18 protein-coding genes and 1 pseudogene are annotated in these 14,797 nt (G+C 55.2%); 10 read left to right on the forward strand and 9 right to left on the reverse strand.

Features of this window, described 5'->3' with window-relative positions; translation table 11 throughout:
* The 3 genes from AB3175_RS13370 to AB3175_RS13380 form a co-directional block, all read left to right on the forward strand.
* Window positions 1-819: exonuclease domain-containing protein (locus AB3175_RS13370; RefSeq protein ID WP_367361445.1), on the forward strand; the 819-nt coding region annotated here is incomplete at its 5' end.
* Window positions 820-888: 69 nt separating this feature from the next.
* Window positions 889-1,377 (forward strand): hypothetical protein, encoded by a 489-nt coding sequence (locus AB3175_RS13375; protein WP_367361446.1) that lies wholly within the window; start codon window positions 889-891, stop codon window positions 1,375-1,377.
* A 262-nt stretch (window positions 1,378-1,639) separates the two neighbouring features.
* Window positions 1,640-2,218 (forward strand): hypothetical protein, encoded by a 579-nt coding sequence (locus AB3175_RS13380; protein WP_367361447.1) that lies wholly within the window; start codon window positions 1,640-1,642, stop codon window positions 2,216-2,218.
* Window positions 2,219-2,536: 318 nt separating this feature from the next.
* On the opposite strand, the gene AB3175_RS13385 is transcribed toward AB3175_RS13380, so the two are convergent.
* The 6 genes and pseudogenes from AB3175_RS13385 to AB3175_RS13410 form a co-directional block, all read right to left on the reverse strand.
* Window positions 2,537-3,259, reverse strand: a complete 723-nt coding sequence (locus AB3175_RS13385) for a transposase (RefSeq protein WP_367361459.1) — start codon at window positions 3,257-3,259, stop codon at window positions 2,537-2,539.
* Window positions 3,256-3,558, reverse strand: coding sequence for a hypothetical protein (locus AB3175_RS13390; RefSeq protein WP_367361462.1), 303 nt, complete (start codon window positions 3,556-3,558; stop codon window positions 3,256-3,258). The genes AB3175_RS13385 and AB3175_RS13390 overlap by 4 nt, the downstream gene beginning before the upstream one ends.
* A 41-nt stretch (window positions 3,559-3,599) precedes the next feature.
* Window positions 3,600-3,800, reverse strand: a pseudogene (locus tag AB3175_RS13395) (phage integrase N-terminal SAM-like domain-containing protein); the annotation flags it as partial.
* A gap of 603 nt (window positions 3,801-4,403) precedes the next feature.
* Window positions 4,404-5,732, reverse strand: coding sequence for a tetratricopeptide repeat protein (locus AB3175_RS13400; RefSeq protein ID WP_367361448.1), 1,329 nt, complete (start codon window positions 5,730-5,732; stop codon window positions 4,404-4,406).
* A gap of 104 nt (window positions 5,733-5,836) precedes the next feature.
* A complete protein-coding gene (locus tag AB3175_RS13405; protein ID WP_367361449.1) occupies window positions 5,837-6,445 on the reverse strand; it encodes a lytic transglycosylase domain-containing protein in 609 nt (202 codons plus the stop codon).
* A 378-nt stretch (window positions 6,446-6,823) separates the two neighbouring features.
* Window positions 6,824-7,579: an acetoacetate decarboxylase gene (locus tag AB3175_RS13410; protein ID WP_367361450.1), complete on the reverse strand. Its 756-nt coding sequence runs from the start codon at window positions 7,577-7,579 to the stop codon at window positions 6,824-6,826.
* Window positions 7,580-7,809: 230 nt separating this feature from the next.
* Here AB3175_RS13410 and AB3175_RS13415 point away from each other — a divergent pair, with 230 nt between their 5' ends.
* Together AB3175_RS13415 and AB3175_RS13420 are read left to right on the forward strand one after the other, a co-directional pair.
* A complete protein-coding gene (locus AB3175_RS13415) occupies window positions 7,810-8,409 on the forward strand; it encodes an isochorismatase family protein (RefSeq protein ID WP_367361451.1) in 600 nt (199 codons plus the stop codon).
* A 24-nt stretch (window positions 8,410-8,433) separates the two neighbouring features.
* Entirely contained in the window at window positions 8,434-8,778 is a 345-nt protein-coding gene (locus tag AB3175_RS13420) for a hypothetical protein (protein ID WP_367361452.1), read from the forward strand.
* A gap of 53 nt (window positions 8,779-8,831) precedes the next feature.
* Here the strand turns inward: AB3175_RS13420 and AB3175_RS13425 are convergent, their stop codons facing one another.
* Both AB3175_RS13425 and dinB read right to left on the reverse strand, forming a co-directional pair.
* Window positions 8,832-10,022, reverse strand: coding sequence for a murein transglycosylase A (locus AB3175_RS13425; protein ID WP_367361453.1), 1,191 nt, complete (start codon window positions 10,020-10,022; stop codon window positions 8,832-8,834).
* A 149-nt stretch (window positions 10,023-10,171) separates the two neighbouring features.
* A complete protein-coding gene (gene dinB, locus AB3175_RS13430; protein ID WP_367361454.1) occupies window positions 10,172-11,245 on the reverse strand; it encodes a DNA polymerase IV in 1,074 nt (357 codons plus the stop codon).
* Window positions 11,246-11,441: 196 nt separating this feature from the next.
* On the opposite strand from dinB, the gene AB3175_RS13435 reads away from it, so the two are divergent.
* From AB3175_RS13435 to AB3175_RS13450, 4 genes are read left to right on the forward strand one after another with little or no spacing between them, the layout of a single operon-like run.
* Window positions 11,442-12,071 carry an HAD-IA family hydrolase gene (locus AB3175_RS13435; RefSeq protein WP_367361455.1) on the forward strand — a complete coding sequence of 210 codons (630 nt, stop codon included), beginning with the start codon at window positions 11,442-11,444 and terminating at the stop codon, window positions 12,069-12,071.
* The gene (locus AB3175_RS13440; protein WP_367361460.1) at window positions 12,071-12,346 is read left to right on the forward strand and encodes a GIY-YIG nuclease family protein; all 276 of its coding nucleotides are present in this window, start codon (window positions 12,071-12,073) and stop codon (window positions 12,344-12,346) included. The genes AB3175_RS13435 and AB3175_RS13440 overlap by 1 nt, the downstream gene beginning before the upstream one ends.
* Before the next feature lie 41 nt (window positions 12,347-12,387).
* Window positions 12,388-12,789: an NINE protein gene (locus AB3175_RS13445; protein ID WP_367361461.1), complete on the forward strand. Its 402-nt coding sequence runs from the start codon at window positions 12,388-12,390 to the stop codon at window positions 12,787-12,789.
* 40 nt (window positions 12,790-12,829) lie between these two features.
* Window positions 12,830-13,231, forward strand: a complete 402-nt coding sequence (locus AB3175_RS13450; RefSeq protein ID WP_367361456.1) for a cell envelope biogenesis protein OmpA — start codon at window positions 12,830-12,832, stop codon at window positions 13,229-13,231.
* A gap of 4 nt (window positions 13,232-13,235) precedes the next feature.
* Here the strand turns inward: AB3175_RS13450 and AB3175_RS13455 are convergent, their stop codons facing one another.
* Window positions 13,236-14,138 carry a TIGR01777 family oxidoreductase gene (locus tag AB3175_RS13455; RefSeq protein WP_367361457.1) on the reverse strand — a complete coding sequence of 301 codons (903 nt, stop codon included), beginning with the start codon at window positions 14,136-14,138 and terminating at the stop codon, window positions 13,236-13,238.
* Between the two features lie 156 nt (window positions 14,139-14,294).
* Here AB3175_RS13455 and AB3175_RS13460 point away from each other — a divergent pair.
* On the forward strand, window positions 14,295-14,797 hold a 503-nt coding region (locus AB3175_RS13460), incomplete at its 3' end, for a DUF2071 domain-containing protein (RefSeq protein ID WP_367361458.1).

Raw genomic sequence — 14,797 nt, forward strand, 5'->3', positions numbered from 1 at the left:
TCCATCTGCCAAATTGGACTTGTACACTTCAAGGATGGTTCACTTCAGGAAGAATGGAAAACCTATGTTGATCCTGAAGACTTCTTTGATGAGATCAATGTTTCAATCCACGGAATTGATGAAACCACGGTAAAAGGTGCTCCAATTTTTCGTGATATCTCAAATCGTATCTGCAGTTATTTGGATAATCGCATTGCTGTTTGTCACACACACTTTGACAGAGTAGCGCTTAATAAAGCCTGTGAAAGGTATAGCCTACGTATGCCAACATGTACTTGGCTCGATTCTGCGCGCGTAACCCGAAGAACATGGGATCAATGTGCATACAGAGGATATGGTCTCGGAAATGTGTGCGCTATTTTAGGCTATCAGTTTGCACAACATGATGCTCTTGAGGATGCAAAAGCTGCTGCTTTCGTTCTTCGTGCTGCTATCGAAAAGACAGGGATGGACTTGCAGGCATGGCTGCATCGAGTTGAAAAACCTATTGGTTTTCCCGATCAATCCTATAAGATATCCCAAGATGGCAATCCAGATGGTGCTTTTTATGGAGAGACGCTGGTTTTCACTGGTGCCCTTCAAATACCGAGACGAATGGCAGCTGACATGGCTGCAAAGATAGGTTGCACTGTTGCCGATGGGGTTAATAAAAAGACTACAATGCTTGTCGTAGGTGATCAGGACGTTAAGAAACTTGCGGGCCATGAAAAGAGTTCAAAACACAGAAAGGTGGAGAAACTAATAGCTGAAGGGTCTCAAATAAGGATTCTTCGAGAGAGCGACTTTAAAGAATTAGTATTATTAGCAGAAAATAAATAAGGGCATCTAACAAAATCAATACACCCGATCGCTACGCTCCGGGTGATTTTTTCGTTGGCAGAGAAATGAATGACAAAAACGTTTAGACATTCTGCTGGATTTGGGAAACGCATCGAATACTGGGTCATTGGTCTAATGCTGAAGGAAGGCCTGGATGTCTATGTACCCTTGGTGGATGACGACGCCATTGATGCTGTTATCCGCAGAGCTGACGGTTCTTTCGTCACTGTGCAAATTAAGGCCAGATCAAAGGACGTGATCTACGGAGACGCAGCCCTTTTTGCCGCAATTCCTCATGAACTAAGGGACAATTATTGGTTTGTGTTCTATTCAGAAAGGCTTGATTCTATTTGGATCATGTCTTCTGAAGAGTTCATCAAAGAATCCGTTCAAAACAAAACCGGCAAGAATGCAGGCAAAAGAAGCATCTGGTTCAACGGAAAGCGGAAGGACAAAACAACGGGTAAGTCCGTTGAGTATTGCAAGAAACAGTTTGAGAAGTATCTGGTGAAGGACTTTTCAAGGCTAAATAGCAAGGGACTGCCAAGAACTGCGTGAACCCGACGCGGTAGGATGGCGGGCTGCTTTTTTCTAACAGGTGGTCACGCCCGCGCGGGTTACGCTGGCGTTATACCATGAAGACCAGGATTAGAAAGACAGAATGACAAGGAAATTCAGCAATGCTCGATGCGCTCATTGTTTAGAGTACCACGACGAATCCGACTTCCGACCATGTCTTTCCAAATCATGGTACCCGGATACAACTCCCGAAAATATGGAGAAATGGCAAATGCCTTCGTGCGTCCGGTGCAATTCAAAAATGGGGAAAATTGAAAACGAATTTCTGTTGAAATTCGGCATGTGCGTTCCACCCTTTAAGCCTTCTTCTTTGGGGGTTGCTCAAAAAGCGATGAGGTCCATCAATCCTCGCTTCGCAAGGAATAGTCATGACGCCGAGCAGAGACAGGAACGAAGGGAAAGGCTACTTCGGGAAACCATTGATCCCACTACTGTTCCGTTGTCGTCAATCTTCCCTGGTTTCGGTTTTCATGCTGGTTACGACCCGGCCCGAGAAACTGCGATAACTGTTGCTGTTGACGACCTGAAGGCTATCGCCGTCAAGGTCATTCGTGGCACCACGTGGGTTATCGATGAGAAGTACATCGAGCCAGATTACGACATCAAAATTCACTTCGTGCGCGGCCCCAAGTCTTCGCCATTCTACGAGCCTTTGATGAAATATGGCAAGACATATTCACTCGGGCCTGGCTTGTCAGTCGTGCGGGCGATTGCAGAGGAAGACCGGATGAGCGGACTCTACTACTTGGAAATCTGGCAGCAGGTATTCATGTATGGCTCCGTAGCTCGTGTGGAAAAGTTAAAGGAAAAAGCGGTATAACGAATAAGGATTGAGACGAAACCCGCAGGGTCGTTTCAATCCTGGGTTCAAGTAAGCCGGGGATGTAAGGGTAATGCTTCGGGAGGGGATTCTGAATAAGAGAGAAAATGGCCATTTCCCAATCCAGGGAAGGAACAGACCGAAACAATTGGGAATGTGGAAAGGGAGCGTCAGGGTATTTTTTCACGAAAATCCCGATCATGAAACCCTATCATCAAGCGAAAGTGCGGTTTCCCATGGCTCAGGGCGCAGATGGCCATTGCCGCCGACTGTTCGCGGATTTCGGGGATGGGGAAGATCCTATGTTTCGGGTTCTTTCTATCCCGAAGAGCAGTATTCCTTTCGAAAAGGAAGAATGCTTTTGAGGAAGATCAACACCCCGCCACAATCAGGACAGAAGGGACCATGAGGCGGATTTTGGCTTTCCGGCGGCACCGGAGGGGGATTTTCGTCTTCTTTCCCGAGCCGCTGGCGGATGTCTTCGGGACAGATGTTCGAGCTGGAACTCATGAACCCGAAGTGTCGGACTTTCATGAATCCCGAAGGGAGGACATGCTGGAGAAAACGCCTGATAAACTCCAGGACATGGAGGCTCAGGGACCGGTAACGTCTACTGCCATGTTTCCGGTATTTGAAAGTTACCGTGTGGTTTTCCACTTTAACGATCCGGCTGTTGGAGATGGCCACTTTAAAGACATACGGCGCAAGGTATTTCAGCGAAGCGGCCCCATTTCCAACGGCTTGACTGTTGACAACCCAGTCGGCCTCCCAGACTTTGGCCTCGACGGAATCAAGTAAACCGGTTTGATTCAGCTGTTCCTTGAACTTTGCCTTGAAGATCGGTGACAGCGTCTTGACGGGGGCATAGAAGTCGGTTCTTGAAGACAGCCAAGAGGAGCGGCCTTTGTTGAAGCCGCCACCGGGCACGATGTAATGGATGTGAGGATGATACTGCAACTGCCTTCCCCAGGTATGGAGTATTCCGGTGAAACCCGGCAGATCGGCGCCGAGGAATTTGGGATCTCTGGCAAGAAGTTTCAGTGCGTCGGAAGAGGCGGAGAAGAGAGCTTCATAACCGGCTTGCTGATGGGAACGGAGAGATGGAGGCCTTCATGGAGGCGTAGGCCGCAGGAATAAACGGTGGTCAGGTAGGCGTGGTTGTGGGGGGTATTGACGCAGGACAGTATCCTGCGGACTTCTTCCTCGCTGAGGATGGAAGGCAGCCGGTGCTCCGCCTGGGCGCGGAGGATATTGAAGATGTGCCAGTCATGCCGTAGGATGTTCGTGTAAAAGAAGCGGATTCCGCAATAGCAGATTCGCATGTGGTCTTTGGCGACCAACTGCTGACGTTTTTCCGGTAAAGGAAATATTCCCGGAGTTCGTCTTCGGTGATGGATTCCGGTGTTTTTTTGCAGTGCTCGGTCAACATCCGCACGGTGCGGACATAGCTTTCCTGAGTACGTTCGCTCAATCCGTTGAGCTGAAGGGCTTTGATCATTCTTTCGGACCAGTCTGTCATCATGATAGATCTCCTTTTCTGAAAATGATTTTCCCCGGACAAACGGGGATTCAAAGGAGACATACCGGACAGATGGTTTAGGCGGGAAGATGATAGATGGGAATTGGTGAATTTTATAAAGTGGTTTTTCTACCGCGAATGCGGTTTACTTGAACCACGCGATGCAGTCCGTCACTCTTGGCGGATCACGCCCTCTGCGAGCGCGTGCCAAGACCTTTGTCGCAGAGGCCGCGCCAGCCAAGAGCGCGGCTGATCGCAAACAATGTGACCGCCTGCCGGCGGTCACATTGCCCCGGATGCTCCGCGCGCTATCAATAAGCAATGGTGCCGAATGCACAACCGGCACATCAACCGAATTGAGTCAGACGCGGTGAGGCGCGCTGCTCATCCGAAACGTTACAAGCTTGCAATCCGTAATATTGTGCTAAAATAACGTGTCGCCCTTCACCCTTTGTAGATGGATTCTCGAACCCAGCCTTCATTTTGACTCAGCTATGACATTCGGCTTTGCCGGAGGTCATGGCTTTATAGGATGATAAAAATGCGTGGTAGCCCGATTAGGCGGAGAATTGGAGTGGTTACCAAAGGGAGGAAAAATCTTCGGGGCTGAATGGCGTGGTCATGTGGAAAACGGGATAGAGAATTTTTCCGCCCACATCTTTTTTGTTATTGTTTGCTCGATCGGATCCGCTTTGCCTGCTTCGTCAGGCCGTCGGCCTCCTGAACACGATCCTCAGCTTTGTAAAGCAGTGCCAGATTTTCGAGGCTCATGGCCACAAAGGGATGATTCGGCCCCAGGGCCTTTTTGTAGATTGACAGGGATTTTTTGAAAAGTGGTTCGGCCTTTTCATTCTGGCCTTGGCTGCGGTAAAGCTCGGCAAGGTTGTTCAGGCTGGCTGCCACGTCGGGATGATCGGGCCCCAGGGACTTTTCCCGCATGGCCAGGGATCGCTTGTAGCGCGCCTCGGCCTCGTCGTACCTGCCTTGGCTGCGGTGCAGCTCGGCGAGGTTGTTCAGGCAGGCCGCCGTATCAGGGTGATCAGGTCCCAGGGCGCTTCGGTAGATGGCCAGGGAATGCTTGAAGAGGGATTCCGCCTGGTCGTACTGGCCCTGGCCGAGATAGAGTTCGGCGAGGTTGTTCAAGCAGGCCGCCGTATCGGGATGATCGGGCCCCAGGGCTTTCCGGTAGGTTGTCAGGGCATGGCGGTAGAGGGTTTCGGCCTGCACATGCTCGCCCTGGGCGGAATAAAGCCGGGCCAGGCTGCTGAGGCTGGCGGCCGTATCGGGGTGATTGAGGCCGAGGGTCTTCTCCCGCATGGCCAGGGATTGTTTGAAGAGGGATTCGGCCTCGTTGTACCGGCCCCTGCTGCGGTGCAGTTCCGCCAAATTGTTCAGGCTGGCCGCCACAAGAGAATGTTCCGAGCCCAATGCCTTCTTCCTGATGGCCAGGGACTGCCGGTAGAGGGTTTCGGCCTGGCCGTGCTGCCCCTGGACCGCATAAAGTTCGCCGAGATTGCTCATAATTCCGGCCGAAAGGGCGTTGTTCGGCTCCAGGACGCTCCGGCAGATGGCCAGGGCCCGCTTGAAGCCTGACTCCGCCTCGTCATACCGGCCCTGGGTGCGATGGAGCAGAGCCAGGTTGTTCAAGGTGCCGGCCACAAAGGGATGCTCCGGACCCAGGGTTTTCTGCCGGATTGCCAGCGAACGCTTGTAGAGCGCCTCGGCCTGCCCGAACTGCCCCTGGGCATAATAGATCTCGGCCAGGTTGTTCATGATTCCGCTGACGGAAAGATGCCCCGGACCGAATTTTTTCTTGGCGGCCTGGAGCGCCTTTTCAGACGCTTCAGCAGCGCGTCCATAGTTGCCGGCCCGGTAAAGCTCGAGCGCTTCCTGATCGAGGATGTTCCACGCCGCTTCCGGCCCCTGGGCGAACAGGGCAGATGCGGGACAGAACAAAAAAAGTGCAAGAACAACGATTTTAAAGAATCGTTCCACTCGTTATTTCTCCTGATCCAGTGCCGAAAGCGGATTGAGCGGGGTTCCAGCGGATCTGCCGGACGCCTGTGCGGCAGATGGAGGCGGCCAAAGGGAAGGCATCGCTAGTTCATTCCCTTGTAAAACTGGTAGTAATCCAGAACCCGCTTGATATAAAGCCATGTCTCCTGAAAGGGGGGGATGCCTTTGTAGCTTTTCACCCGTTCCGGCCCTGCGTTATAGGCCGCCAGCGCGAGGAACAGGTCGCCGTTCAGGCTTTTCAATAAGCGGCTCAGATAGCCGACGCCGCCGTGAATGTTCTCAACAGGGTCAAAAGGATTGGACACGCCCATTTCGCGGGCTGTGTCCGGCATGAGCTGCATCAATCCCATGGCGCCCTTGGGCGATACGGCCGCGGGATTGAAATTGGATTCCGCCATGATGACCGCCCGGACAAGGGCCGGATCAACCGTGTAGCGCCTGCAGGCCGATTTGATGGCCTTCCCGTAATCGGAGGACCGGACCGCCGAGCCGGCCCCCTTCGGCACCGCGAAGGAATTCTTTCCGGGATAAAAGCCCTTCATGGAGGACAGACGGCGTTTCGAGTCGCTCACGGGGGCATAACCGGCCGGAGCGTCCCCGTCACGGAACATATAGAGATCTGCCGCCGAGCCGGCCATCGAGGACAGGACCGTCTGCCCGGCGGGATGTACCTGTCCTGTCCGCTGTGGCATACCGGGTTGCTCCGCCCATGAAGGCATCGAACTCAAAATAATGAAGATCGGACATAAAAGCCAAACGGCTGCCCCTGAACCCGGCCTTTCCATATGCTTATACCATCTCCATCTCTGCTGCGCGGACAGCGTTGCTGCCGGAGTCAAACAAAATCCCCGGGCAGCCGGTTGATGCTGAAGTGTTGATCCTGTCGCTTTGTCGTGCCTTCCTCATTTAGCATAAATACAATAGAATTAAATCCGGCGCCATAGGGCCTATGAGGATTTTTTGCCTCTCAAATCCTTATCATGACAAAAAAATATCCTTATAATCTCTAAGGGAAAAGACTGATTTTGTCAGGAAAAGGATTGATCCGCCGCCGTTTGTGAACTCCCGGGTCAGCCCTGTTCCTTCAGATAGTCAAAGACAACCTCGCCAAGCCCGAGGGTCAAATCGCTGATGTAATGCACGGCACCGACGATGCCCTTGACCGGCAGATCGGCGACCGGCGCCATGCAGTGCGAGAACAGCTGCAAAGATGCCGGTCCTGTCCACGCTTCCTTGACCGTGACGTCCAGAAGGGGATATTGCACGAGCTGGCAGATCTTTGGGGTGCCGTCCACATCGGGAATCACTTTCATCAGGAAGTTCGGGGTTTCAAGCATCGCCCTGCACAGCGGCTCCGTGTCGAGCCGCTGCCACTTGTAAGCCATCGTGGCGCGGGCCACTTCCAGCTCTCCGTATTTCAGCATTCCGATGCAGCAGTCCTTGCTGACGGCATCCACGCGCATTTCCGGCTGCCCATATTTCTTGGGAAATCCCCATATCTCCCGGCCTCCGACGATGGGCGACAGGTCGTCAAGGTACATGGAATGAACATAATTTCCCGGCTTTCCATGAAACGTTACCGGGATGACCTGGCCGGACTCGTCATAGGATCCGAATCCGTCCGAGTCCGGCATCTTGATGAACTCATACCTGACGACGGGCTTGTAGACTTCAAGAGGTTCCGGGACAACGCGCCTCAAGGCGTCCATGTCCGTTTCATAATCGACGATCAGATACTCGCGGCTGCGGAACCGATACGGTCCGAGCGCAAAAGACGGGCTGGTGATGGGCATGGCAAAACGGCTCTTGACTTCGTCAATCTTCATAACTCCTCCTGCTGCTGCTTCTTCTCTTCCAGATCATTTTCTATAACGATCAGGAAAACTTTGCAATCGTTAGTCGATGGCTGTCCCCTGAGCCGGTCCGGAAAATCGGCCCCGCTTCTCCCTATCCCTTTACTTTTTCCCGCTCATGGCTTATAAGCATGGCACCTTCATCGGCCGGGCGGCTGGCTTTGAGAGGTTGTGCCGGGGCTGCCTGGATGGAGAGATCACCCATGAAAAATCATCTCGACGACATTCGAAAGTACAATGTCCGCAAGGCCTGGCCCCGCCAGGGGAAATGCGCCCTGCTGGTCGTTGACATGCAAAATTATTTCCTCCCCGTGGCCTCGCCGATTGTCGACAGGGTCTTGTCAATCGTGAACGCCTGCCGCTTACGGAACGTCAGGATCCTCTTCACCCGGCACGGCCACCGGGATATCGAAAAAGACGGGGGGCTTCTGCTGCAATGGTGGGGAGATTGCATCCTCCATGGAACAAGGGACTGGGAGATTATGGATGTCCTGACGCCGTCCCAAACCGATTCGGTGATTGATAAAAACCGTTACAGCGCCTTTTTTGGGACCGGACTTGATGAGATGCTGCGGGCCGAAGGCATCGAAGAGCTCATCATCACCGGCGTCATGACGAACTGCTGCTGCGAGACCACTGCCCGCGACGCCTTCATGAGGGATTACCGGGTATTCTTCGTTTCTGACGCCACCGCCGCGGCGGATGAGGAGCTGCATCTCGCTACATTGAAGAATATGGCGTTCGCCTTTGCCCATGTTCTGGATACGGAGAGCCTGTGCCGTTATCTGGAGGGCGATTTTTGATGGCAGGCATCTTGGATCGGGAAGATGACAAGAGAGAACGGGACACAACGGCTGGAAAGGCTGCTTGAGTTTCTGAAGGCCCACCCGGTGCCGCGTGAGGTTCAGGCCTATCGGCGCGAACGGATCGCGGGCATCATTCAGAGGCAATGGAAAAAAGAGGAACTGGCGGATGAGCAGAGGCGCTTGAGCGTGGGGCTCTGCCAGGAAATCAAGGATTTTGAACGCAAAACCGGACTGCGGGTCAAAGGGTTGAGAATCAAGAGAAATAAGCAGGGGATTGCATCGGTCATCGTCAATGTTGAAATGCCGGAATCCTTCTGGACGGCGGATTCCGACCCGTCAGGCATCGCTCCTGAACCGGGGACGTGAACGGGAGAAGGCGGCGGCGCAGGGCAGAAGGGGCCGGGGGCGGTCATGAACCCTTATCTGGGGATGAGAACGTAGAGCTCTCCGTTCTCTTTGAGGGTCCCCGCGGTGGCCTGCGCCTCGGGGCCGAATCCGCAGAACAGATCGACCCGTCCGGGACCCTTGATGGCTGAGCCTTTATCCTGGAGCAGGACAAAGCGGGAAAAGGGGACGCGCAGGGTTGCACGCCCATCGGCATCCAGAATCGGCTTGCGCAGGCGGATAAACGCCAGGGCGCCTTTGGGGAAATAATCCGGATCGGTGGCGATCGACCTGCCCGGCGTGACCGGCTCACCCAGGGCGCCTATGGGGTCCCGGTCCAGAAATCGAAAGAAGATATACCGTTCGTTGTAGCTGAGGATCTCATCGCGTTCCCCATCGCTTTTTCCCTTCAGCCAGGCCTTGAAATTTCGGTACGAGGCATTTCCTTTCTCGATTTTATTCCGATCCAGCAGATTCTGCGTTACGGAGCGATAAGGCCGGCCGTTGTTCTGGGCATAACCGACCGTCAGCAGGGTGCCGTCTTCCAGTTGGATTTTTCCCGAGCCCTGGGTGTGCAGGGAATTCAGTTCGGCAGGATCGGACACCCAGATCAGCTCCAGACCTTTCCCCTTTAAAACGCCTTCGATGTCGATTTCACGGCGCGTGTAATAGGGAATGATCCGGCCGTTTTTCTTCCGTCCGATCGTCATGTTGTTTCCCGGGCCCTTTTCCACGATGAGGTCCGGTGGGGTCTTGTAAAGGGGGTACCTGTATTTTCCCGTTCTTTTGAGGGACCCTGCCAGCAGGGGCTGGTAATAGCCTGTGAACAGGACGGCGCCGTCGCCTCGTTCACCCGATGCCCGCAGAAGGACAAATTTTTCGGCAATCTGTCTTCTCTTTTCTTCGATGCTCATGTCCGCCGAAAAAATGCGGCGGAACGCGACGAGGGATTCTTTCATCCGGCTCGCGCTGACCTGCCTTTCCCCAATCCGGAAGGTCTGATTCCGCCCGATGCCGTCATAGTATTTGAGGCTGCGGTCGATGGCCAGCAGAAGCGATGCGGCATCAAGGTCGTCGCTGCATTCCGGGATCTCCTCCGGGACCTGCAGCGGTGGACGGTCAGGCGGCTGCGGTCCGGGCGCATACACCCCTTTTTTAGCGCAGCCGGTCAGTGCCAGTGCGAGCGCAAACATGAGGAGAAGAAAGCATCTGGCATATGCGATCATATCGGATCAGCTCCTACCGCCTCTGATGCCGCTCCATCCACGGCTTTCCTGCCGGAGCGCCGCCAGGGGCCGCTTTTCCCCGGGGCTTCCGGTGACCGCCAATCTCTTCATTCGTTCTCTCCTTGTGTGCCCACAATGTGACGTCCTCCTTATACCGGGGAGGAAATCTTTGCAATCTTTTCCAGGGAGCCGACCCGGACGCCGACCAGCCGGATTTTCCGGCCTTTGAGATCGACCCGTTTCAGGCAGGAAAAAGCCAGGCGCCGGATTTCCTCCTCCTCCATAACGGCCGTCGCTGTGGAGCATGCCCGGGTGATGGTGCGGAAATCGCTGTAGCGGATCTTCAGGGAAACGTTCCTGGCGGCGTAGCCCTTCCCGACCAGATCGGAAACGACCTCCCTCGTCAATTCGGCAACCGTCCTGGCTATGGACTGCCAATCCTTCTCGTCCACCTGGAACGTCGTCTCCCTGCTGAAGGATTTGGGCTCCCAGCGGGTCACCAGGGGGCTCTCGTCGATCCCCCGCGCCGCCTCGTAGAGGTAGTTGCCGTACGAGGAGCCGAAGCGCTGAACAAGGGCTTCGCGGGGCAATGCCGCCAGCTTCCCGACTGTGTCCACCTCCATGGCCTTCAAATGCTCCTCCGTCTTCGGCCCGATCCCGTAAAGTTTTCTGATCGCCATGGGCCAGAGTCTCCGCTCGATATCCTCCTCCCTGAAGATCGTCAGCCCATCGGGCTTCTCCATGTCCGAGGCGATCTTTGCCAGAAGCTTATTGGGAGCGATGCCGATGGAACAGGTCAGCCCCGTCTGTTCAAAGATGCCGGCCTTGATCTTCCGAGCGATTTCTTCATCGGAATCCGCCTGATCGGTTATGTCCAGGTAGGCTTCATCGATGCCGACATCCTCCATGACGGGGGTCACGTTCAGAAGCACGGCCTTGATCCGGCGGGAACAAGAGGCATAGGCCTCGTAATCCACGGGAAGAAAGATGGCCCGGGGGCAGAGTTTATAGGCGGTCCTCAGGGGCAGGGAAGAATAGATGCCGTATTTGCGCGCTTCGTAATTGGCCGTCGAGACCACGCCCCTTTGACTGGGGTCTCCACTGCCGCCGATGACCACGGGTTTCCCCTTCAGGCTCGGGTTCCTTTTTTCTTCAACGGCGGCAAAGAAGGCGTCCATGTCGACATGGAGGATCCGCCTTCGGGAAGGGTTGGGTGAAGTCATGCTGTTTTCCCGACGTTCCTTTACATTTCTCAGCGTATGCCTTATAAATACCTCTGTATCCGCAGGGCCGGGCGGCTCTTCAACACGGACAGGCTCAAACAGGAATGTTGCATGAAGAGGCTGCAAATGCAACCTTCCGGGTGAACATTAACCTCGCCGATACCCGGCGGACAGCTTTTTCGGGGTGGGATATTCTGTGAAGCAGGAGATGACAGGCGGCAGGAGCATTGAGGTGGTCCTCTTCGATTTCGGCGGCGTGCTTGCCGAAGAGGGCTGGAAAGAGGGATTCCGGGCCATTGCGGAAGCGAACGGTCTGGATGGGGAAGATCTCGTCCGGGCGGCCGGAGACCTGGTCTATGCGACGGGCTACATAACGGGAAAAGGCTCTGCCGGAGGATTCTGGGAGGCAATGAGGGAGGCGAAGGGCATCAGGGGGGATGACGCCTCGCTGGATGGCGAAATCGTTTCCCGCTTTCTTCCCCGGGAATGGATGTTCGATGTTGTGGAAAGATTGAAGGCAGAGAATCTGAAGGTCGGCATTCTCAGCGACCAGACGGATATCCTGGACCGGCTGAATGCAACGTTCGATTTCTTCAGGCGTTTTGATTTCGTCTTCAACAGCTACCACTTCGGAAAGGGCAAGAGGGACCGCTCCCTGTTCGATGACATCGCCAGTCTTCTGAAGACGGAGCCGGACAGGATCCTGTTCATCGACGACGATCCGGGGAACATTCAACGGGCAGGGCACAGCGGATGGCAGACCATCCTCTATGCCGGCCGGAATTCGTTTTGCGCTTCCATGAAGCGGATGCTGCCGCCTGGATGATGGAAAGCCGTTTTGTCTACATTATTGAATGTTCCGACAGGACCCTCTACACCGGGTGGACAAACAACCTGGAAAGGCGCCTCCGGGAGCACAACGAAGGCCGATGCGGAGCAAAATATACCGCTTCGCGGCGGCCGGTCCGGTTGATCTATTTCGAAGAACTGTCCAGCCTGTCGGAGGTTCTCAAGCGGGAGGGGCAGATTAAAAAACTGTCCAGGAAGGAAAAGCTCCACCTGGCCGGCGGAATGCCGGGGGCTCGAAAAGAGACGGCCTGACAGGGAACGAATGAGGAACCGAATTGAACACTTCAGAAACAATGAACCATGACAGCTCCAGCCATAGCGTCCTGATGGGTTATATCCTGTGGATTGTCGGTTTTACGGGGTCGGACCGGTTTTATTACGGCAAACCCATTTCCGGAACGATCTATTTTTTTACCTTCGGCCTGCTGGGGATCGGGTGGATTCTCGATCTCTTTCTGATCCCCTCCATGGCCCGCGAAGCGGACCTGCGCTTTGTTCAGGGAAAAATCGATTACAACGTCGCCTGGCTTCTGCTCACCTTCCTGGGACCGTTCGGTGTTCACCGGTTTTACATGGGGAAATGGCTCACCGGCTTTCTGTACCTGTTTACCCTGGGGATCTTCGGAATCGGCTATATCTACGATTTCTGGACCCTCAACGATCAGATCACGGTTTTAAACGCATCGGACCGCTGAAGTCCGATGCCCGATTTATTCCTCAAGGAGATGTAACCCCATGAAAAAGATGCTGCTGAGCATATCGGTGCTTTTAATAACGGGCTGCTCCAGCGGCCCCGTTCTTTACCCCAACGCGCACCTTCAACGGGTCGGGGAAGCACAGGCCCAGAGGGAGGTGGGGGAGTGTGAAGCCCTTGCCGACCAGTACGTGAAATCCGATGCGGGCATTGCCGCAGCCAAGAGTACGGCTATCGGCGGGGCCGGGGGCGCCGTTATCGGGGGTGCCGCCGGCGCCGTGACGGGAAGCCTGGGGCGGGGTGCAGGCGTCGGCGCAGCGGCAGGCGCAGCGGCAGGACTGGTGCACGGCATGATCCGGGCTTCGGAACCGAGCCCCATTTTCAAGAATTTCGTGACCCGCTGCCTCCAGGAAAGGGGATACGAGGTTATCGGCTGGGAGTGACGGTTCAGGCGCACGGCGGCCCATTCAGTGCGTGCCGCAGCGCCTCTTCAATCCCCGGATATTGATACTCGAACCCTGAGGCGATCAGCTTGCCCGGAACGGCTCGAAGGGAGGCGAGAAACTCCTCGTCGGCCATTTCACCGAAGAGGGCGTGCAGCAGGAACGCGGGGATCCTGAAGAGGGTGGGGCGCTTTAGTATCCGGTTCAGGTGTTCCGTGAATTCTCGGTTGGTGACGGGATAAGGCGCGCACAGGTTGATCGGCCCGGACAGCGACTCGCGGCAGAGAATATGATCGATGGCGGCCATGAGGTCATCGATGGCGATCCAGCTCATGTACTGCCTTCCCGAACCGAGAACGGCGCCCAGGCCGAATTTGTAAAAGGGGAGCAAGCGCTGCAGCATGCCCCCCTCCCGGCTGAGCACAGGGCTGATGCGAAGGTAGACCACGCGGATCCCCGCCTCCTGCGCCGCAAGGGCGGCGGCCTCCCACTTCCGTCCTGTTTCGGCCAGAAAGCCTTTCCCCCCCGGCCCTTCTTCATCCACGAACGTGTCCCCGCAGCTCCCATAGAAGCCGATGCCGGAAGAGGAGAGAAACACCTGCGGAGGCCTGCTCAAACCGGCAAGGGTTCCGGCCAGGAGCGAGGTGCTGCGGATCCGGCTTGACAGGATTCTTTCCTTCTTCGCCTTCGTCCACCTTCCCTCTCCGAGGTTGTCCCCGGAGAGATTTATGGCTGCGTCGATGGTTTCATCGCCCTGCAGGTCGATGACGCCTTCCAGGGGGTTCCAGAACAGGCCGTCCTGTGCCCTGTTCCGCACGAGCCGAAGGACCGTGTGTCCCTGCGCTTGAAGATGCGGAACCAGGATGGAGCCGATAAAACCCGACGCTCCTGAAATCAGAATCCTCATAAAAAAGCCCCTCCGAACGGCCTTCAGGGTCATCCTGCCGCGCCGAGGAAGAGACGCCCGCCTCGAACGGGACAATTTCCATGCATTGACATTCAGCAAAAGACCTTTTAAACTAGATTCGGCCTTCAATTTTGTCAAGCAGGCGTTCTTTTCTTAATGGCCCTCCGGGTAGAGAAGGATGTTGAAATGGTTGCGCGATTTCAACGGCCGATGGTCAAAATGGACCTGCAGAATGTACTGTATCTTTCCTATCTTGTTCCTGTCGCCCGTCTCCGCCCGTTAGTTCCTTCGGAGTTGCGGCTCAATGCGGCGGGAAACGGGGTCTTTCTGTCGATTGTGGCCATGCAGTGCAGAAAGGTGCACCTGTCCTTCCTGGGATGGCCAAGTTTCAGTTACGATCAGCTCAACCTTCGCACCTATGTCATCGATCCGAAGACGGGCAATCCGGCGGTTTACTTTTTTCGAAGCGGCGTCTCTTCAAATCTCATCCCCGTGGCGACTCGTGTGCTGGGCATCCCCTGGGAGCACATTTCCTTCAGCCTGGCTGTGGAGCAGGACGGAAGCGGCGCGGATTTCTATAGGGCTGCCGGCGACTGGAACGGAGAAATCGAGATCCGGATGAAGTCTACTCCGGCTGAGGATTCTGATGCCACGATCAT

The sequence above is a fragment of the Syntrophus sp. (in: bacteria) genome (assembly GCF_040768185.1).
Lineage (GTDB): Bacteria > Desulfobacterota > Syntrophia > Syntrophales > Syntrophaceae > Syntrophus > Syntrophus buswellii.

Coding starts and splice junctions, on each gene's coding strand:
- AB3175_RS13440 (WP_367361460.1), top strand. CDS start 12,071: ATGGAAAGCCGTTTTGTCTACATTATTGAATGTTCCGACAGGACCCTC.
- AB3175_RS13415 (WP_367361451.1), top strand. CDS start 7,810: ATGAAAAATCATCTCGACGACATTCGAAAGTACAATGTCCGCAAGGCC.
- dinB (WP_367361454.1), bottom strand. CDS start 11,245: ATGACTTCACCCAACCCTTCCCGAAGGCGGATCCTCCATGTCGACATG.
- AB3175_RS13375 (WP_367361446.1), top strand. CDS start 889: ATGACAAAAACGTTTAGACATTCTGCTGGATTTGGGAAACGCATCGAA.
- AB3175_RS13405 (WP_367361449.1), bottom strand. CDS start 6,445: ATGCCACAGCGGACAGGACAGGTACATCCCGCCGGGCAGACGGTCCTG.
- AB3175_RS13410 (WP_367361450.1), bottom strand. CDS start 7,579: ATGAAGATTGACGAAGTCAAGAGCCGTTTTGCCATGCCCATCACCAGC.
- AB3175_RS13425 (WP_367361453.1), bottom strand. CDS start 10,022: ATGATCGCATATGCCAGATGCTTTCTTCTCCTCATGTTTGCGCTCGCA.
- AB3175_RS13380 (WP_367361447.1), top strand. CDS start 1,640: ATGGGGAAAATTGAAAACGAATTTCTGTTGAAATTCGGCATGTGCGTT.
- AB3175_RS13450 (WP_367361456.1), top strand. CDS start 12,830: ATGAAAAAGATGCTGCTGAGCATATCGGTGCTTTTAATAACGGGCTGC.
- AB3175_RS13445 (WP_367361461.1), top strand. CDS start 12,388: ATGAACCATGACAGCTCCAGCCATAGCGTCCTGATGGGTTATATCCTG.
- AB3175_RS13455 (WP_367361457.1), bottom strand. CDS start 14,138: ATGAGGATTCTGATTTCAGGAGCGTCGGGTTTTATCGGCTCCATCCTG.
- AB3175_RS13420 (WP_367361452.1), top strand. CDS start 8,434: ATGACAAGAGAGAACGGGACACAACGGCTGGAAAGGCTGCTTGAGTTT.